This is a genomic window from Streptomyces blastmyceticus (assembly GCF_039521185.1).
GTDB lineage: Bacteria > Actinomycetota > Actinomycetes > Streptomycetales > Streptomycetaceae > Streptomyces > Streptomyces blastmyceticus.
Window position 1 is genome coordinate 193,857 of the sequence record NZ_BAAABW010000024.1, and the last position, 18,496, is coordinate 212,352.

An 18,496-nucleotide genomic window follows, 5' to 3' on the forward strand; every position below is an offset into this window, starting at 1 on the left:
ACCTTCCGTCCACCGCGCCACAACCATCCACAGAGGGGGTTTTCCTCAGGTGAAGACAAGAAAAGGGACGGCGGTGCTGACCACCGCCGTGGTGCTGGCGCTGGGGGCGTCCGCGTGCAGCAGCAGTTCGAAGAGCGATGGCGGCAAGGGCGGCGGGGACAAGAACGCGGTCGCCGACGCCGCCCTCTCCTCGATCGTCAACAAGTCCGACAAGAAGGGGGGAACGGCCACCTACGAGGTCTCGGACGTGCCCGACTCCCTCGACCCGGGCAACACCTACTACGGCTGGGTGCAGAACTTCTCCCGCCTCTACGGGCGTTCGCTCACCAGCTTCAAGCCCGCCGCGGGCAAGGAGGGCCTGGAGGTCGTCCCGGACCTCGCCGAGTCCCTGGGCAAGCCGAGCCCGGACGCCAAGACCTGGACGTACAAGCTGCGCGCCGGGGTGAAGTACGAGGACGGCACGCCGGTCACCTCGAAGGACGTCAAATACGCCATCGAGCGCAGCAACTTCGCGCCCGCCGCGCTGTCCAACGGCCCCACCTACTTCAAGGCGCACCTGGAGGGCGGCGACAAGTACGAGGGCCCGTACAAGGACACGTCGCCCGAGGGCCTGAAGTCCATCGAGACGCCCGACGACCAGACGATCGTCTTCCATCTCAAGGACGCCTTCGCCGACTTCGACTACCTCGCGACCTTCTCGCAGACCGCCCCCGTGCCGCAGAAGGCGGACAAGGGCGCCGACTACGTGAAGCACATCATCTCCACCGGGCCGTACAAGTTCTCCTCGTACGAGGAGGGCAAGAGCGCGACGCTGGTGCGCAACCCGCAGTGGGACAAGAAGACGGACACCATCCGTCCGGCCCTCCCGGACAAGATCTCGATCAAGTTCAAGATCCTCCAGCCGACCATCGACAACAGCCTGCTCAACGACAGCCTGACCACCGACGCGGCCGGGACCGGTGTCGCCCCGCAGACCCAGCCGAAGGTCCTGGGCGGCAAGTACAAGAAGCAGACCGACAGTTCGTACGCCGGTGCCAGCTCGTACATCGGCCTGAACGTCCATGTGAAGCCGTTCGACAACATCCACTGCCGCAAGGCGGTCCAGTGGGGCATCGACAAGGCCTCGGTCCAGCAGGCCCAGGGCGGCGACCCCAAGGGCGACGTCGCCTCGACGCTGCTGCCGCCGACCGTCAACGGCTACTCGAAGTTCGACCTGTACCCGACGCCGAACAGCGCCGGTGACATCAACAAGGCCAAGGACGAGCTCAAGCAGTGCGGTCAGCCGAACGGCTTCACGACCAACCTGACGGCCCGCTCCGACCGCCCGGCGGAGATGGCCATGGCCACCGCGGTCCAGGCGTCGATGAAGAAGATCGGGATCACGGCGAACATCAAGACGTTCCCGACGGGCAAGTACTTCACCAACTTCGTGGGTGTGCCGGACTACGTCCACAGCCACGACCTGGGCATGATCATGACCGCCTGGGGTGCCGACTGGCCGACCGGCTTCGGCTTCCTCGACCAGATCGTCAACGGCTCGGCCATCAAGCCCTCCGGCGGCAACAACGTCCAGGAGCTGGACGACCCGCAGATCAACAAGGCGCTCAACGACGCCATCGGCAACACCGACGCGGCCGCCCGCACCAAGGCATGGGGCGACATCGACAAGATGGTCGTCGACAACGCCTCGGCGGTGCCGCTGATCTACCGCAAGAACCTGCTCTTCCGGCCCGAATCCGCGACCAACGTCACGGTCACCCAGGCCTACCTCGGCATGTACGACTACCTGCTGATGGGCTCCTCCAAGTAGCAGCGGGCCAGCCCGCCGAGTTTTCGAAAGGCAGGTGAAGGTGCCGGCGTCCACCGGGCCGGAACACCTCCGGCCGGCGGACGCCGGTGCCGCACAGCTGTGGCTGCGTACATCATCCGACGCCTGTTCGCCGCGGTCCTACTGCTGCTGGTGGTCAGCGCAGTCACCTTCGCGATCTTCTTCCTCGTCCCCCGCATCGCCGGGCAGACCGTCGACCAACTGGCCGCCCAGTACGTGGGCAAGGACGCCAACGCCGACGCCATCGCCGCGGTCAAGCAGAACCTCGGCTTCGACCAGCCGCTCTACGAGCAGTACTGGCACTTCATCAAGGCCATCGTGGCGGGCGCCGACTACAAGTTCGGCCCGGACGCCTCCCACTGCGCCGCACCCTGCTTCGGCTACTCCTTCAAGAGCCACATCGAGGTCTGGCCGCAGCTGACCTCGCGCATCCCGGTCACCCTCTCCCTGGCGATCGGCGCCGCCGTGATCTGGCTGGTCTCGGGCGTGGCCGTCGGCGTGCTCTCCGCGCTCAAGCGGGGCACCTTCTTCGACCGCTTCTTCATGGGCGTGGCCCTGGCCGGCGTCTCCCTGCCGATCTTCTTCACCGGCATGCTGGCCCTGGGCGTCCTCACCGTCCAATGGCCCGTGTGGGGCTCCGGGATCAACTACGTGAGCTTCACCGACAACCCCGCGCAGTGGGCGTGGAACCTCCTCGTCCCCTGGTGCAGCCTCGCCTTCCTCTACTCCGCGCTCTATGCCCGGCTCACCCGCGCCGGGATGCTGGAGACCATGAGCGAGGACTACATCCGCACGGCCCGCGCCAAGGGCCTCAAGGAGAGCACGGTCGTCGCCAAGCACGGGCTGCGCTCGGCCCTCACCCCGATCGTCACCATCTTCGGCATGGACTTCGGTCTGCTGCTCGGCGGCGCGGTCATCACCGAGACGGTGTTCTCGTTCAAGGGCATCGGCGAATACGCCGTCAAGGGCATCCAGGACAACGACCTGCCCATCGTGATGGGCGTGACCCTGGTCGCCGCCTTCTTCATCGTCTTCTGCAATCTGCTGGTGGACCTGGTCTACGCGGCCATCGACCCCAGGGTGAGGTACTCGTGAGCGAGCTCGACAAGGAACAGCGCGTGAGCGCGGACGCGGCCGTGGGCGAGCCCGTCGCCACCCCTCCGGCCGACGGCACCGACGCCTTCCTCTCCGTGCGCGACCTGCGCATCCACTTCGACACCGACGACGGCCTGGTGAAGTCCGTCGACGGCGTGAGCTTCGACGTCCGGGCCGGCAGGACGCTCGGCATCGTCGGCGAATCGGGCTCGGGGAAGTCCGTGACCTCGCTCGGCATCATGGGCCTGCACCGCACGTCGAAGGCCCTGATCTCCGGCGAGGTGTGGCTGGACGGCGAGGAGCTGATCTCCGCCGACCCCGACCACGTGCGCACCCTGCGCGGCCGGAAGATGGCCATGATCTTCCAGGACCCGCTGTCGGCCATGCACCCGTACTTCACCGTCGGCGCCCAGATCGCCGAGGCCCACCGCGTGCACCACAAGTCCGACCGCAAGACGGCCAGGAAGCGCGCCGTGGAGATGCTCGACCGCGTCGGCATCCCCGAGCCGCACCGCCGCGTCGACGACTATCCGCACCAGTTCTCCGGCGGCATGCGCCAGCGCGCCATGATCGCGATGTCGCTGGTGAACAACCCCGAGCTGCTGATCGCGGACGAGCCGACGACCGCCCTCGACGTCACCGTCCAGGCCCAGATCCTCGACCTGATCCGCGACCTCCAGAAGGAGTTCGGCTCGTCGGTCATCATCATCACCCACGACCTGGGCGTGGTCGCCGAACTGGCCGACACCATCCTCGTGATGTACGGCGGCCGGTGCGTCGAACGCGGCCCCGCCGAGAAGGTCTTCTACGAACCCCGCCACCCCTACACCTGGGGGCTCCTCGGCTCCATGCCGAGGATCGACCGCGACCAGACCGAGCGGCTGATCCCCGTCAAGGGCACCCCGCCCAGCCTGATCAACGTGCCGTCCGGCTGCGCCTTCAACCCCCGCTGCCCCTACGCCGACGTCCCCGAGGGCGGCATCACCCGCACCGAACGGCCCGAGCTGCGGCTGGTCTCCGGCGAGGGCGACGGCCGGCACTTCTCCGCCTGCCACATGTCCCAGGAGGAGCGGACCCGCATCTGGACCGAAGAGATTGCGCCCAAGCTGTGAAGGACGACACCGTGCCGGAGCGAGAAGTGACCATCCCCGGGCAGCAGACGGCACCCGACGAGGCCGGGCCCCTCCTCAAGGTGGAGGGGCTGGTCAAGCACTTCCCCATCACCAAGGGCCTGCTGCGCCGCCAGGTCGGCGCGGTGCAGGCGGTCGACGGCATCAGCTTCGAGGTGCGCGCGGGGGAGACCCTCGGCGTGGTCGGCGAGTCCGGCTGCGGGAAGTCGACCATGGGCCGGCTGATCACCCGGCTGCTCGAACCCACCGGCGGCAAGGTCGAGTTCCAGGGCAGGGACATCACCCACCTCGGAGCCTCGGGCATGCGCCCGATGCGCCGCGACATACAGATGATCTTCCAGGACCCGTACTCCTCGCTGAACCCCCGGCACACCGTCGGCACGATCGTCAGCGCCCCCTTCAAGCTCCAGGGCGTCGCGCCCGAGGGCGGCGTCAAGAAGGAGGTCCAGCGGCTGCTGGAGCTGGTGGGCCTCAACCCCGAGCACTACAACCGCTACCCGCACGAGTTCTCCGGCGGCCAGCGGCAGCGCATCGGCATCGCCCGGGCGCTCGCCCTCAACCCGAAGCTCGTGGTCGCCGACGAGCCGGTCTCCGCCCTGGACGTCTCCATCCAGGCGCAGGTGGTCAACCTGCTGGACGACCTCCAGGACGAGCTGGGCCTGACCTATGTGATCATCGCCCACGACCTGTCCGTCATCCGCCACGTCTCCGACCGGATCGCGGTGATGTACCTCGGCAAGCTCGTGGAGCTCACCGACCGCAAGTCGCTCTACGAGAAGCCGATGCACCCGTACACCAAGGCGCTGCTCTCCGCGGTGCCGGTGCCGGACCCCAAACGGCGCGCGAAGAGGGAGCGGATCCTGCTCAAGGGCGATGTGCCGTCGCCCATCTCGCCGCCGTCGGGGTGCCGCTTCCACACGCGGTGCTGGAAGGCGACGGAGGTCTGCGCCACGCAGGAGCCGCCGCTGCTCGAACTGGCCACCGGCCACCGGGTCGCCTGCCACCACCCGGAGAACGCGCCGGACCCGGCACCGGCCGCCTGACAGCCGGACGGGCCGGTCCGCCCGGCCCGTCCGGGGCTCCGGCCCGCGTACGAGTAAGAATGTCGCGTGCTCACCGATCTGTTCAGCCCCTCTGTCCAGCACTCGCTGGACCTCGCCGGGATCTTCGTCTTCGCGATCTCCGGCGCGCTCCTCGCCGTGCGCAAGAACTTCGACGTCTTCGGCATGGCCGTGCTCGCCGAGGTCACCGCGCTGGGCGGCGGGCTGTTCCGGGACCTGATCATCGGGGCGGTGCCGCCCGCGGCCTTCACCGACCTGGGCTACTTCCTGACCCCGCTGTTCGCCACGCTGCTCGTCTTCTTCCTGCACCCCGAGGTCGAGCGGATCACCAAGGCCGTGGGGGTCTTCGACGCCGCCGGTCTCGGGCTGTTCTGCGTGACCGGCACGATGAAGGCGTACGCGCACGGGCTCGGCCTCACCTCCTCCGCCACCCTGGGGCTGGCCACGGCGGTCGGCGGCGGAGTGCTGCGCGACGTACTGGCGCACGAGGTCCCCTCGCTGCTGCGCTGGGACCGCGACCTCTATGCCGTGCCCGCGATGGTGGGTGCGACGATGGCAGCGGTGCTGATCCGCTTCGACGCGCTCAACGCCTCGACCAGCGCGCTGCCCGTGCTCACGGCGTTCGTGCTGCGGCTGCTCGCCATGCACTTCCACTGGCGGGCGCCGCGCGCGTGGCACCGCAGGAGCGCGGCGGCCGAGGAGGCGTGAGAGAGTGGTCCTCACCATCTGACCTACCCATCAGTAACTTCGCGGTGTAGCGTCGGAGCATGGCACTGGGAACCATCGGTAACAGCGAATTCGACCGCGACACCGCGGTGTCGCCGCGCGAGCGGGACGGCGGGCGCGGGGTCTACGACGCGGACCTCTCCGCCGGGTGGACGATCTTCGGCGCCGTCAACGGCGGCTACCTCCTCGCCCTGCTCGGCCGCGCCCTGGGCGACGCCCTGCCGCACCCGGACCCCTTCTCGGTCACCGCGCACTACCTCTCCGCCTCCCGGCCCGGCCCCGCCGTCGTGCGCACCGAGCTGATCCGCGCCGGCCGTACGCTCTCCACCGGGCAGGCGTCCCTGGTGCAGTACGCCCCGGACGGCACCGAGGTCGAGCGGATCCGCGTCCTCGCCACCCACGGCGACCTGGGCGCCCTCCCCGACGACGTCCGCACGACGGCCAAGCCGCCCGCCCTGCCGCCGTACGAGCACTGCCTCGGCAAGGACCACGGCCCGGCCGCGGCCGTCGCCCCCGAGATCTCCGGGCGGCTCGACATCCGGCTCGACCCCGCCACGGCGGGCTGGGCGGCGGGCGCGCCGAGCGGGCGGGGCGAGATGCGGGGCTGGTTCGGGCTGGCGGACGGGCGCCCCGCCGACGCGCTCTCGCTGCTGCTGGCGGTGGACACGCTGCCGCCCGCGGCCTTCGACCTGGGCCTGAACGGGTGGGTCCCGACGGTCGAACTCACCGCGCACATCCGCCGCCGGCCCGCGCCCGGCCCCCTCCGCGTCTCCCTCGCCACACGCAACCTCGCGGGCGGCTTCCTGGAGGAGGACGCGGAGGTCTGGGACAGCGAGGACCGCCTGGTGGCCCAGTCCCGCCAACTCGCGCTGGCCCCGCGGGGGGCGTAGCCCGGGCGGGCCCGGCCGCGGCGGAGCCGCATATCGGATGCAGCCGGGAACGCCCGGTACGGGCCCGCGCCCCAGCTCGTAGAATCGTCCCCACCATGGCCTACCTCGACCACGCCGCCACCACTCCGATGCTCCCGGAGGCGGTGCAGGCGATGACCGCCCAGCTCGCCCGCACGGGCAACGCCTCCTCGCTGCACGCCGCCGGGCGGCGTGCGCGCCGCACCGTCGAGGAGTCGCGCGAGTCCCTCGCCGCGGCGCTCGGCGCGCGCCCCAGCGAAGTGGTGTTCACCGCGGGCGGCACCGAAGCGGACAACCTCGCCGTCAAGGGTCTCTACTGGTCCCGCCGGGCCGCGGACCCCGCCCGTACGCGCGTCCTCGCCAGCCCCGTCGAGCACCACGCCGTGCTCGACGCGGTCCACTGGCTCGGCGAGCACGAGGGCGCGACCGTCGAGTACCTCCCCGTCGACGCGCACGGCCGGGTGCACGCCGACGCGCTGCGCGAGGCGATCGCCCGCAACCCCGACGACGTGGCCCTCGCCACCGTGATGTGGGCCAACAACGAGATCGGCACGGTCATGCCGGTCCGCGAACTGTCGGCCGTGGCCGCCGAGTTCGGCATACCCCTGCACGCCGACGCGGTGCAGGCGTTCGGCCAGCTCGACGTGGACTTCGCCGCCTCCGGGCTGGCCGCGATGACGGTCAGCGGCCACAAGGTCGGCGGCCCGTACGGCATCGGCGCCCTGCTGCTCGGGCGGCAGTACGCGCCCGTGCCCCTGCTGCACGGCGGCGGCCAGGAGCGGCACGTGCGCTCCGGGACGCTCGACGTGCCCGCCGTCGCCGCGTTCGCGGTGGCCGGCACGCTGGCGGCCGAGCGGCGCGCGGACTTCGCGCGCGAGGTCGGGGCCCTGCGGGACGACCTGGTCGCGGCGGTACGGGCCGCGGTGCCCGACGCGGTGCTCGGCGGCGACCCCGACCCCGCGGGCAGGCTGCCCGCCAACGCGCACTTCTCCTTCCCCGGCTGCGAGGGCGACTCGCTCCTGCTGCTGCTCGACGCGCAGGGCATCGAGTGCTCGACGGGATCCGCGTGCACGGCGGGCGTGGCCCAGCCCAGCCATGTGGTACTCGCCACCGGCACGGCCCCGGACCTGGCACGGGGGACACTGCGCTTCTCACTGGGCCACACGTCGACGAAGTCGGACGTGGCGGCTGTGGCGCAAGCCATAGGCCCGGTCGTCGAGCGCGCCCGGAACGCGGGCCTGAGCTGACCCGGCCCGGGCCGCGCCCCGTCAGGGGCGCGGGGAACTGCGCGACCGGCCCTCGTCGGCCCGCAGACGCAATCGGTCTCAGGTGGCACCCCGGTAGGCGCGGCCCGCCCCGCCCTGAGGGCACCCCGTACCCTGGAAGGGTTATGACTGACTTCCCGGGTGCTCCCGACCTCCAGGCCCCCCGCAAGGGACTTCGCGTGCTCGCCGCCATGTCCGGCGGCGTCGACTCCGCCGTGGCCGCGGCGCGAGCCACCGAAGCGGGCCACGAGGTGACCGGCGTGCACCTCGCGCTGTCCGCGAACCCGCAGTCGTTCCGCACGGGCGCGCGCGGCTGCTGCACCATCGAGGACTCCCGCGACGCCCGCCGCGCCGCCGACGTCATCGGCATCCCCTTCTACGTCTGGGACCTCGCCGAGCGCTTCCGCGAGGACGTGGTCGAGGACTTCATCGCGGAGTACCAGGCGGGCCGTACGCCCAACCCCTGCCTGCGCTGCAACGAGAAGATCAAGTTCGCGGCCCTGCTCGACAAGGCCCTCGCGCTCGGCTTCGACGCGGTGTGCACCGGCCACTACGCGACGGTCGTCCTGAAGGACGACGGCACCCGTGAGCTGCACCGGGCCAGCGACATGGCCAAGGACCAGAGCTATGTCCTCGGCGTGCTGGACGAGAAGCAGCTGGCCCACGCGATGTTCCCGCTGGGCGACACCCTGACGACCAAGGAAGAGATCCGGGCGGAGGCGGAGCGGCGCGGCCTGGCCGTCGCGAAGAAGCCCGACAGCCACGACATCTGCTTCATCGCGGACGGCGACACCCAGGGCTTCCTGGCCTCCCGCCTCGGCAAGGCGGACGGCGACATCGTCGACGAGTCGGGCACGAAGCTCGGCACCCACGAGGGCGCCTTCGGCTACACCATCGGCCAGCGCAAGGGCCTGCGCATCGGCCACCCGGCGCCGGACGGCAAGCCGCGCTACGTCCTGGACATCTCCCCGGTGAACAACACGGTCACGGTCGGCCCGGTGGAGGCCCTCGACGTCTCGGCCCTGACCGCCATCAAGCCCCGCTGGTGCGGCACGGCCCCGGCCGGCCCCGGCACGTACACCGCCCAGCTGCGCGCCCACGGCGGCGAGACCCCGGTCACGGCCGAACTGGTCGACGGCGAACTGCGCGTCTCCTTCACGGAGCCGGTCCGCGGCGTGGCCCCGGGCCAGGCGATCGTGCTCTACGACGACACGCGCGTGGTGGGGTCGGCGACGATCGCGACGACGGAGCGGGTCCGTACGAAGACGGCGGCCGGGCAGGCGTAGCGGGCCGCGGCGATGGGCGGGGTTCGCCGCGACGTACCGTGAACCCATGAACATCGCCGTCTTCTGCTCCGCCGCCGACCTCGACGACCGCTACACCACCCCCGCCCGGGAGTTCGCCGGGCTCATCGGGCGCGGTGGGCACACGCTGGTGTGGGGTGGGTCCGAGTCCGGGCTGATGAAGGTCATGGCGGACGGCGTGCAGGAGAGCGGCGGGCGGCTCGTGGGGATATCGGTGGAGTTCCTCGCCGCGAGCGCCCGGAAGAACGCCGACGAGATGGTGATCACCAAGGACCTCGCGGAGCGCAAGGCGCAGCTGCTCGCGCGGGCCGACGCCGTCGTCGTCATGGTCGGCGGTATGGGCACGCTGGACGAGGCGACGGAGATCCTGGAGCTGAAGAAGCACGGGATGCACGGCAAGCCTGTGGTGCTGCTCAACGCCGCGGGGTTCTACGACGGTCTGAAGCAGCAGCTCCAGCGGATGGAAGCGGAGGGCTTCCTGCCGATCCCCCTGGCCGACCTGGTCTTCTTCGCCGAGGACGGCGCGGGCGCGATGGCGTACCTGGAGGAGTCCGCCGGCCCGCGATAGGGCAGGGTAGGGGCATGGCAACACACCTGATCACCGGTTCCGGTTCCGGCATCGGCGCGGCGGTCGCGGACCGGCTGCTCGCGCGGGGCGACGAGCTGTATCTCTTCGCGCGGGACGCCGGGCGGGCCAAGGAGCTGGCCGCCCGCTTCCCCGGGGCGAAGGCACTCGTCGCCGACCTGTCCAACCCCGACCGGATCTCCTGGGCGCTCAGTCAGCAGACGCTGCCCGACCGCGTCGACTCGCTGCTGCACATCGCGGGCGTCTGCGACCTCGGCACCATCGGCGACCTGACCACCCGCACCTGGAACCGCACGCTCGCGGCCAACCTGATCGCCCCGGCCGAACTCACCCGCCTCTTCCTGCCGCAGCTGCGCGTCTCCCAGGGGCACGTCGTCTTCGTCAACTCCGGTGCCGGGCTCAACGCCCATGCCACCTGGGGCGTCTACGCGGCCAGCAAGCACGGCCTGAAGGCGCTCGCCGACTCGCTGCGCGCCGAGGAGCACGGCAACGGCGTACGGGTCACCAGCGTCTACCCCGGCCGCACGGCGACCCCGATGCAGGCGAAGGTGCACCAGCAGGAGGGCAAGGAGTACGACCCCGCGAAGTGGATCGACCCGGACTCGGTCGCGAAGACCATCCTGCTGGCGGTCGACCTGCCGCGGGACGCGGAGATCAACGACCTGACGGTCCGCCCCGGCCGCTGACCGCACGGCGGGCCGCGCGCGGTCCGCGCCGCCGGAAGGGTCTCGTAGTCTTCCTGCGTGAGCGAGAAGAGCGAGTTGAGCTGGGGCGCCGGGGTCGCCACCGGGGTCGGATCGATGCCCGGTGGCGACGCCCGGGAGGCCGCGAAGACCGTCACGGGGTCGCTGGAGGCCCTGCCGTACCTGCCGGAGCTGCCCGCCCGCGGCCCGGGCGCGGACATGATCGGGCGGACCGCCGGGATGCTGGTCGAGGTCTACGCCCGCGTGGAGCCCAGCGGGTGGCGGATCGGCGACCGGCCGGGACGGGACACCAAGCGCGCCCGGTCCTGGCTGGGCGAGGACCTCGACGCCCTGGAGGAGTACACGCAAGGGTACGAGGGCGCGCTCAAGGTCTCGGCCGTCGGCCCGTGGACCCTGGCGGCCGCGCTGGAACTGCGCGGCGGCGAGGCGGCCCTGGGCGACCCCGGCGCCTGCCGCGACCTGACCGCCTCGCTGGCCGAGGGCCTGCGGGCGCACCTCGCCGAGGTGCGGCGCCGGGTGCCGGGCGCCCGGGTGGTGCTCCAGCTGGACGAGCCCTCGCTGACCGCGGTGCTGACCGGGCAGGTCCGCACCGCCAGCGGCTACCGCACCTACCGGGCGGTCGACCGGGCCGTGGTCGAGGGCGGGTTGCGCGAGCTGGTGACGGTGGCGCGGGAGGCCACGGGCACGGCGCCCGTCGTGCACTCGTGCGCCCCCGGCGTGCCGTTCGGCCTGCTGCGCCGGGCCGGCGTCGAAGGGGTCTCCTTCGACTTCACGCTGTTCACCGAGCGTGAGGAAGAGGCGGTCGGGGAGGCCGTCGAGGCGGGCACCAAGCTGCTCGTGGGCGTGGTGCCGGGCGTGGACGGCCCATTGTCAGACCCTGCCGGTAGCGTCATGGGTGTCAGGACGCTGTGGCGCAGGCTGGGGCTGTCGCCGGGGACCCTCGCGGAGTCCGTGGTGATCACCCCCACGTGCGGACTCGCGGGCGCTTCGCCCGCATATGCCCGCACGGCGCTCGCCCACTGCGTCCGGGCGGCGAGATCACTCGCGGACAACCCTGAGTGACGGCGCTCATGGGCTCGCCCATGGATCAACGGGAGGACGAGACGGTGGCTGGCGGACAGCACGGCGAAGAACAGCTCGCGGCGGAGGCTGCGCTTGTCGTGGCACCCGCGGAGGCTCGGGAGCAGCACGCGCGGCTCGCCGAGCAGATCGAGGAGCATCGCTTCCGGTACTACGTGAAGGACGCCCCGGTCGTCAGCGACGCCGAGTTCGACCGGCTGCTGCGCTCGCTGGAGGCCCTGGAGGAGCGGCATCCGGCGCTGCGCACCCCCGACTCGCCCACCCAGAAGGTCGCGGGGGCGTACGAGACGGAGTTCACGGCCGTCGAGCACCGCGAGCGCATGCTCTCCCTCGACAACGCCTTCGACGACGAGGAGCTGGCCGCCTGGGCCGACCGCCTCGCCAAGGAGATCGGCGAGGGCGCGGCGTACCACTTCCTGTGCGAGCTCAAGGTCGACGGCCTCGCCGTCAACCTGACGTACGAGCAGGGCCGGCTGACCCGCGCCGCCACCCGCGGCGACGGCCGCACCGGCGAGGACATCACGCCCAACGTCCGGACGATCACCGAGATCCCGGACCGGCTTCAGGGCGAGCGCGTCCCGGAGCTGGTCGAGATCCGCGGCGAGGTCTACTTCCCGATGGAGAAGTTCGAGGAGCTCAACGCCCGCCTGGTGGAGGCGGGCAAGCCGCCCTTCGCCAACCCGCGCAACGCGGCGGCCGGTTCGCTGCGGCAGAAGGACCCCCGGGTCACCGCCACCCGCCCGCTGCACATGGTGGTGCACGGCATCGGCGCCCGCGAGGGCTTCGACATCGACCGCCAGTCGCAGGCGTACGAGCTGCTGCGCGAGTGGGGCCTGCCGACCGCCGCGCACAACAAGGTCGTCGACTCCCTGGAGGGCGTGCGGGAGTTCATCGCGCGCTACGGGCAGCCCGACGTCCGGCACTCGATGGAGCACGAGATCGACGGCGTCGTCGTCAAGCTCGACGAGATCCCCCTCCAGGGGCGGCTCGGCTCCACCTCGCGCGCGCCGCGCTGGGCCATCGCGTGGAAGTACGCGCCCGAGGAGGTCAACACCAAGCTGGTGGACATCCGGGTGGGCGTCGGCCGCACGGGCCGGGTGACGCCGTACGCGGTGGTGGAGCCCGTCACCGTCGCCGGCTCCGAGGTCGAGTTCGCGACCCTGCACAACCAGGACGTCGTCAAGGCCAAGGGCGTCTTCATCGGCGACACCGTGGTGCTGCGCAAGGCCGGCGACGTGATCCCCGAGATCCTGGGGCCGGTCGCCGATCTGCGGGACGGCAGCGAGCGGGAGTTCGTGATGCCCGCCGAGTGCCCGGAGTGCGGCAGCGCCCTCCAGCCGATGAAGGAGGGCGACATCGACCTCCGCTGCCCCAACGCCCGCGCCTGCCCCGCCCAGATCCGCGAGCGGCTCTACTACCTGGCCGGCCGCAAGTGCCTCGACATCGAGAACTTCGGCTATGTGGCGGCCACCGCCCTCACCCAGCCGCTGGAGCCGGCCACCCCGCCGCTGCGGACCGAGGCCGACCTCTTCGACCTGACGATCGAGGAGCTGCTGCCCATCAAGTCTTATGTCCTCGACATGGATTCGGGCCTGCCCAAGCGCGACCCCAAGACGGGCGAGGAGAAGGTCGTCACCTTCTTCGCGAATCAAAAGGGTGAGCCGAAGAAGAACGCCCTCGCGATGCTGGAGAACATCCAGGCTGCGAAGGAGCGCCCGCTGGCGCGCTTCCTCACCGGGCTCTCCATCCGCCACGTGGGCCCGGTCGCGGCCGAGGCCCTGGCCAGGGAGTTCCGCTCCCTGGACCGGATCGCCGAGGCGAGCGAGGAGGAACTTGCCGCCGTCGACGGCGTCGGCGGCATCATCGCGACCTCGGTCAAGCAGTGGTTCACAGAGGACTGGCACCGCGAGATCGTCGAGAAGTGGCGCGCCGCGGGCGTCCGCTTCGAGGACGAGTCGCACGGCAAGGAGGAGGGCCCCCGGCCGCTGGAGGGCCTCACCGTGGTGGTCACCGGCACGCTCGCCTCGTACACCCGCGACGGGGCGAAGGAAGCGCTCCAGAGCCGGGGGGCGAAGGTGACCGGGTCGGTGTCCAAGAAGACGGACTTCGTGGTGGTGGGGGACAACCCCGGGTCGAAGTTCGACAAGGCGATGCAGCTGAAGGTGCCGGTGCTGGAGGAGGACGGGTTCGCCGTGCTCCTGGAGCGGGGCGCCGACGCGGCCCGTGAGGCGGCGGTCCCGGCGGCCGAGTAGGCCCGGGCGGGCCCCGGATCCGTCCCCCACGGCACCTGGGCCCGCCCCGCCACACATGGGCCCCGGATCACTACCAAAACCCAGTCCGCCACCCCACCGGAGTAATGCCCGCATAGGCAGTGGGCATTACCCCTACAGCGCATACCAGATGGCTACAAGAGGTCGGATCCCAATCGGGCAACCGCTGCCGATCGCTGCCCGCCGTAGCCTTCTGCGGCCTACTGTTGAGATGTGCGCCTGCCGTGGCGCGGGCACCGCCGGCTGTGAGAGGGACGGGCATGAAACCCACCGACAGCGCCGAACCGGCATCTCGGCTGCGCCGGGTCCCTCCGCCCGCGCTGCCGATGGTCTGTGTCACCCTGGCCGTCCTCGCGCTGGCCGCCGGGATCTGTCGTGTACTCACCGACGGCCACGCCCTCTTCCCCGGCCATACGGTCGGGGTGGCTCTCGCCTCGCTCACCGCCCTGATCGTCGCCCACCTCGTCGCGCTCGGCCGTGACCGCTGGTGGGGCGGCACCGGCTCCGGAGCCGCCCTCACCCTGGCCGTCCTGCTGCTCTACGGCTGGCTCCCCGCCGTCCTGATCAGCATCTCCGTCGTCCTGCTGGTCGCCACCGCCCGCCGCCACCGCTGGCGCCAGGCATTACTCCACGGCGCGGTCGACATCCTCGGCATCGGGGCCGCGGGCCTCTCCCTGGCCATGTGCGGAGTCGTCTCCAGCGTCGAGAACCCCTGGCTGCCCGACACCTGGCCGCTCAGCGCCCTCCCCGAGATCGCCCTGGCCGCCTTCATGTACCTCGCGGTCACCCGCGCCCTGCTCTGGTACTGCATGGCCCCCCGCGCGGGGCTGAGCAGCATCGCCCGTACCGCCCTCGTCCGCCAGGCCCTCGTCGGCGGCGCCCTCCTCGGCATCGCCCCGCTCATCGCCGTCGTCGCCGACCACGTGCCCATGCTGCTGCCGCTGTTCGCGGTGCCGCTCATCGCCCTCGACTCCACGCTCTGGATCGCCCGCGCCCGCGCCGAGGAGCAGCTCCGCGACCCGCTCACCGGGCTGCCCAACCGCCAGTGGCTGCTGGAGCGCACCTGGATCGCCCTCGACGAGGCGGAGCGCGCGGGGACCCGCGCCGCCCTCGTCCTCATAGACCTCGACCGCTTCCGCTCCGTCAACGACACCCTCGGCCACCTCGCCGGGGACCGGCTGCTGCTGCAGATAGCGGAGCGCCTGCGGCTCGCCCTGCCGCGCGACGCGGAGGCCGCCCGGCTCGGCGGCGACGAATTCGCGGTCCTGCTCCCCACCGCCGACTCGCTCACCAGCGCCCAGCGCGTGGCCCGTTCCCTGGTCGCCGCCCTCGGCTCGCCGCTCAATCTGGAGGGGCTCACCCTCGTCCTGGAGGCCAGCGCGGGCGTGGCCGTCTATCCCGACCACGCGCTCGACGCCGGCGACCTGCTGCGCCGGGCCGACGTGGCGATGTATCAGGCCAAGCGCGACCGCAGCGGCGTCGAGGTCTACGAGGCCCGGCGCGACGGCAACACCCTCGACCGGCTGGGCCTGTTGGGCGATCTCCGGCGGGCGCTGGACGCGGGCGACGTGGAGCTGCACTATCAGCCGAAGGTCGGCTTCGACGGCCATGTCGAGGGGCTGGAGGCGCTCGTCCGCTGGGTCCACCCCGAGCGCGGCAGAGTCTCCCCGGACGAGTTCATCGCCATCGCCGAGTCGTCCGGGCTGATGCCCCGGCTCACGGAGTACGTCCTGGAGACCGCCCTCGGCCAGGTCGCGAAGTGGCGGGCGATGGGGCTGAACGTCCCGGTCGCGGTCAACGTCTCGCCCCGCGACGTCCACACGCCAGGCTTCGCCGGCTCCGTCGCGGCGCGGCTGGCCCGGCACGGCGTCCCGCCGGGCGCGCTGCAACTGGAGATAACGGAACACGTCCTCCTGGAGGACCCCCAGCGGGCCGCCGACACCCTCGCCGGGCTCACCGGCCACGGGGTGAAGATGTCCCTCGACGACTTCGGCACGGGCTACTCCTCCCTCGTCCACCTGCGGCGGCTCCCGGTGAGCGAGCTCAAGATCGACCGGTCCTTCGTGGCCCGCCTCGCCATCGACAACGAGGACGCGGAGATCGTGCGCTGCACGCTCGACCTCGCGCACTCCCTGGGCCTGCTGGTCGTCGCCGAGGGCGTCGAGGACGACGAGACGTGGGAGCGGCTCCGCGACCTGGGCTGCGACGCGGTGCAGGGCTGGCTGGTCGCCGCGGCGATGCCGCCGGACGAGACGACGGCCTGGCTGCGGCTGCGCAGCGAGAGCGGCTGGCACCGCGAGGTCGACCGGCTGCGCGTGGCACCGGTGGCGCCCGTGGCGCCCTCGGAGGAGGCGGACCAGCCGGTGACATAGGGCGCCCGGACAATGATTTCGCGGGCAGGGGTGGCGGAGCCATAGGATTGGGCCAATAAACAGCCCAGAAACCGTCACGAACCCTGAGGATCGCCGCATGCCTGGCATCACGCGCGAGGAGGTCGCCCACCTCGCCCGGCTGGCACGTCTGGAGCTCAAGGACGAAGAGCTCGACCACTTCGCCGGACAGCTCGACGACATCATCGGCGCGGTCGCCCGCGTCTCCGAGGTCGCCGACCAGGACGTACCGCCGACGTCCCACCCGCTGCCGCTGACCAACGTCATGCGCGCGGACGAGATCCGTCCGTCGCTGACCCCGCAGGAGGCGCTCTCCGGCGCCCCGGCCCAGGAGCAGCAGCGTTTCAAGGTGCCGCAGATCCTGGGGGAGGACTGACCATGACTGCTGAACTGATCAAGCTGACCGCGGCGGAGATCGCCGCGAAGATCGCCTCGGGCGAGGTCACCGCCGTCCAGGTGACCGAGGCGCACCTGGCCCGCATCGAGGCCGTCGACGAGAAGGTCAACGCCTTCCTGCACGTGGACCGCGAGGGCGCCCTCGCGCAGGCCCGCGCCGTCGACGAGAAGCGCGCCCGCGGCGAGAAGCTCGGCCCGCTGGCCGGCGTGCCGCTCGCGCTGAAGGACATCTTCACCACCAAGGGGATCCCGACCACCGTCGGTTCCAAGATCCTCGAAGGCTGGATCCCGCCGTACGACGCGACGCTCACGCAGCGCCTGAAGGCCGCCGACGTCGTCATCCTCGGCAAGACCAACATGGACGAGTTCGCCATGGGGTCCTCCACGGAGAACAGCGCGTACGGCCCCACCGGCAACCCCTGGGACCTGACCAAGATCCCCGGCGGTTCGGGCGGCGGCTCCAGCGCGGCGCTCGCCGCGTACGAGGCCCCCCTCGCCATCGGCACGGACACCGGCGGTTCCATCCGCCAGCCCGCCGCCGTCACCGGCACCGTCGGCGTCAAGCCGACCTACGGCGCGGTCTCCCGCTACGGCATGGTCGCCTTCTCGTCCTCCCTCGACCAGGGCGGCCCCTGTGCCCGCACGGTCCTGGACGCGGCCCTGCTGCACGAGGCCATCGCCGGGCACGACCCGCTGGACTCCACCTCCATCGACGCCCCGGTCCCGCCGGTCGTCGAGGCGGCCCGGAACGGCGACGTCAAGGGCATGCGCATCGGCATCGTCAAGCAGTTCCGCGGCGAGGGCTACCAGGCCGGTGTCCTCCAGCGCTTCGACGAGTCCGTCGAGCTCCTCAAGGAGCTGGGCGCCGAGGTCGTCGAGGTGGACTGCCCCTCCTTCGACCTGGCCCTGGCCGCGTACTACCTGATCGCGCCGTCCGAGTGCTCCTCGAACCTGGCCCGCTTCGACGCCATGCGCTACGGCCTGCGGGTCGGCGACGACGGCACGAAGTCCGCCGAGGACGTCACCGCGCTCACCCGCGAGGCCGGCTTCGGCGACGAGGTCAAGCGCCGCGTGATCCTCGGTACGTACGCCCTGAGCTCCGGCTACTACGACGCGTACTACGGCTCCGCGCAGAAGGTCCGCACCCTCATCACGCGCGACTTCGAGAAGGCGTTCGCCGAGGGCGGTGTCGACGTGCTGATCTCGCCGACCACCCCGACCACCGCGTTCCCGATCGGCGAGCGCGCGGACGACCCGATGGCGATGTACCTCGCCGACCTGTGCACCATCCCGACCAACCTGGCGGGCAACGCCGCGATGTCGCTGCCCTGCGGCCTGGCGCCCGAGGACGGGATGCCGGTGGGTCTGCAGATCATCGCGCCCGCCATGGCCGACGACCGGCTCTACCGGGTCGGTGCCGCGGTCGAGGCCGCGTTCACCGCCCGCTGGGGTCACCCGCTGCTCGAGGAGGCACCGTCGCTGTGACCATCGAAAAGGCCGGGAAGACCGGCAAGCTCGCGAAGGCCAAGGGCTTCAAGAAGTCCCGGCCCGGCACGTACCTGTCCATCGGCACCACGCTGTTCGGCGCGGTCAGCGTCGTGAAGCAGGCCAAGAAGGCCCGGGGCGAGCAGGACACGCTCCAGCTCGTGGACGCCATCGTCTCCGCCGCCGCCATCGCCACCGGCGTCGCCCTGCTCGTGCGCGAACTGCGCCGGATGAGCAGCGACGACGTTCTCGCGGACTGAGAGGTTAG

At 71.5% G+C, this 18,496-nt stretch carries 16 protein-coding genes; all 16 read left to right on the forward strand.

Going from position 1 to position 18,496, the window contains the following annotated elements; translation table 11 throughout:
* Positions 1-49 precede the first annotated feature (49 nt).
* A complete protein-coding gene (locus ABD269_RS21570; protein ID WP_301892120.1) occupies positions 50-1,810 on the forward strand; it encodes an ABC transporter substrate-binding protein in 1,761 nt (586 codons plus the stop codon).
* A gap of 99 nt (positions 1,811-1,909) precedes the next feature.
* On the forward strand, positions 1,910-2,923 hold the full coding sequence (locus ABD269_RS21575; protein WP_301892119.1) for an ABC transporter permease: 1,014 nt from the start codon (positions 1,910-1,912) through the stop codon (positions 2,921-2,923).
* A 23-nt stretch (positions 2,924-2,946) separates the two neighbouring features.
* Entirely contained in the window at positions 2,947-4,035 is a 1,089-nt protein-coding gene (locus ABD269_RS21580; protein WP_425572953.1) for an ABC transporter ATP-binding protein, read from the forward strand.
* 11 nt (positions 4,036-4,046) lie between these two features.
* Positions 4,047-5,096, forward strand: coding sequence for an ABC transporter ATP-binding protein (locus ABD269_RS21585; RefSeq protein ID WP_344120124.1), 1,050 nt, complete (start codon positions 4,047-4,049; stop codon positions 5,094-5,096).
* A gap of 66 nt (positions 5,097-5,162) precedes the next feature.
* A complete protein-coding gene (locus ABD269_RS21590; protein ID WP_301892116.1) occupies positions 5,163-5,822 on the forward strand; it encodes a trimeric intracellular cation channel family protein in 660 nt (219 codons plus the stop codon).
* Between the two features lie 59 nt (positions 5,823-5,881).
* Positions 5,882-6,730, forward strand: coding sequence for a thioesterase family protein (locus tag ABD269_RS21595; protein ID WP_301892115.1), 849 nt, complete (start codon positions 5,882-5,884; stop codon positions 6,728-6,730).
* 95 nt (positions 6,731-6,825) lie between these two features.
* The gene (locus tag ABD269_RS21600) at positions 6,826-7,995 is read left to right on the forward strand and encodes a cysteine desulfurase family protein (RefSeq protein ID WP_344120127.1); all 1,170 of its coding nucleotides are present in this window, start codon (positions 6,826-6,828) and stop codon (positions 7,993-7,995) included.
* 143 nt (positions 7,996-8,138) lie between these two features.
* Entirely contained in the window at positions 8,139-9,299 is a 1,161-nt protein-coding gene (mnmA, locus tag ABD269_RS21605; RefSeq protein ID WP_344120129.1) for a tRNA 2-thiouridine(34) synthase MnmA, read from the forward strand.
* A gap of 46 nt (positions 9,300-9,345) precedes the next feature.
* Entirely contained in the window at positions 9,346-9,885 is a 540-nt protein-coding gene (locus ABD269_RS21610) for an LOG family protein (protein ID WP_344120131.1), read from the forward strand.
* 14 nt (positions 9,886-9,899) lie between these two features.
* Positions 9,900-10,589, forward strand: a complete 690-nt coding sequence (locus ABD269_RS21615) for an SDR family oxidoreductase (protein ID WP_344120133.1) — start codon at positions 9,900-9,902, stop codon at positions 10,587-10,589.
* Positions 10,590-10,646: 57 nt separating this feature from the next.
* Positions 10,647-11,669 (forward strand): methionine synthase, encoded by a 1,023-nt coding sequence (locus tag ABD269_RS21620; protein WP_344120135.1) that lies wholly within the window; start codon positions 10,647-10,649, stop codon positions 11,667-11,669.
* Positions 11,670-11,689: 20 nt separating this feature from the next.
* Complete coding sequence (gene ligA, locus ABD269_RS21625) at positions 11,690-13,939, forward strand: NAD-dependent DNA ligase LigA (RefSeq protein WP_344120137.1); 2,250 nt, start codon at positions 11,690-11,692, stop codon at positions 13,937-13,939.
* 278 nt (positions 13,940-14,217) lie between these two features.
* Positions 14,218-16,329, forward strand: a complete 2,112-nt coding sequence (locus ABD269_RS21630; protein ID WP_344120139.1) for a putative bifunctional diguanylate cyclase/phosphodiesterase — start codon at positions 14,218-14,220, stop codon at positions 16,327-16,329.
* 97 nt (positions 16,330-16,426) lie between these two features.
* Positions 16,427-16,723 (forward strand): Asp-tRNA(Asn)/Glu-tRNA(Gln) amidotransferase subunit GatC, encoded by a 297-nt coding sequence (gene gatC / locus ABD269_RS21635; protein WP_116214038.1) that lies wholly within the window; start codon positions 16,427-16,429, stop codon positions 16,721-16,723.
* 2 nt (positions 16,724-16,725) lie between these two features.
* Complete coding sequence (gene gatA, locus ABD269_RS21640) at positions 16,726-18,228, forward strand: Asp-tRNA(Asn)/Glu-tRNA(Gln) amidotransferase subunit GatA (protein WP_301892104.1); 1,503 nt, start codon at positions 16,726-16,728, stop codon at positions 18,226-18,228.
* Positions 18,225-18,488 carry a hypothetical protein gene (locus tag ABD269_RS21645; RefSeq protein ID WP_240351538.1) on the forward strand — a complete coding sequence of 88 codons (264 nt, stop codon included), beginning with the start codon at positions 18,225-18,227 and terminating at the stop codon, positions 18,486-18,488. Before gatA ends, ABD269_RS21645 begins: the two co-directional genes overlap by 4 nt.
* Positions 18,489-18,496: the final 8 nt, after the last annotated feature.

What these genes read in the sequence shown, in the direction of transcription:
- ABD269_RS21595 (WP_301892115.1), top strand. Translation starts at nt 5,882, where the DNA reads ATGGCACTGGGAACCATCGGTAACAGCGAATTCGACCGCGACACCGCG.
- mnmA (WP_344120129.1), top strand. Translation starts at nt 8,139, where the DNA reads ATGACTGACTTCCCGGGTGCTCCCGACCTCCAGGCCCCCCGCAAGGGA.
- gatC (WP_116214038.1), top strand. Translation starts at nt 16,427, where the DNA reads ATGCCTGGCATCACGCGCGAGGAGGTCGCCCACCTCGCCCGGCTGGCA.
- gatA (WP_301892104.1), top strand. Translation starts at nt 16,726, where the DNA reads ATGACTGCTGAACTGATCAAGCTGACCGCGGCGGAGATCGCCGCGAAG.
- ABD269_RS21610 (WP_344120131.1), top strand. Translation starts at nt 9,346, where the DNA reads ATGAACATCGCCGTCTTCTGCTCCGCCGCCGACCTCGACGACCGCTAC.
- ligA (WP_344120137.1), top strand. Translation starts at nt 11,690, where the DNA reads ATGGATCAACGGGAGGACGAGACGGTGGCTGGCGGACAGCACGGCGAA.
- ABD269_RS21615 (WP_344120133.1), top strand. Translation starts at nt 9,900, where the DNA reads ATGGCAACACACCTGATCACCGGTTCCGGTTCCGGCATCGGCGCGGCG.
- ABD269_RS21600 (WP_344120127.1), top strand. Translation starts at nt 6,826, where the DNA reads ATGGCCTACCTCGACCACGCCGCCACCACTCCGATGCTCCCGGAGGCG.
- ABD269_RS21630 (WP_344120139.1), top strand. Translation starts at nt 14,218, where the DNA reads ATGAAACCCACCGACAGCGCCGAACCGGCATCTCGGCTGCGCCGGGTC.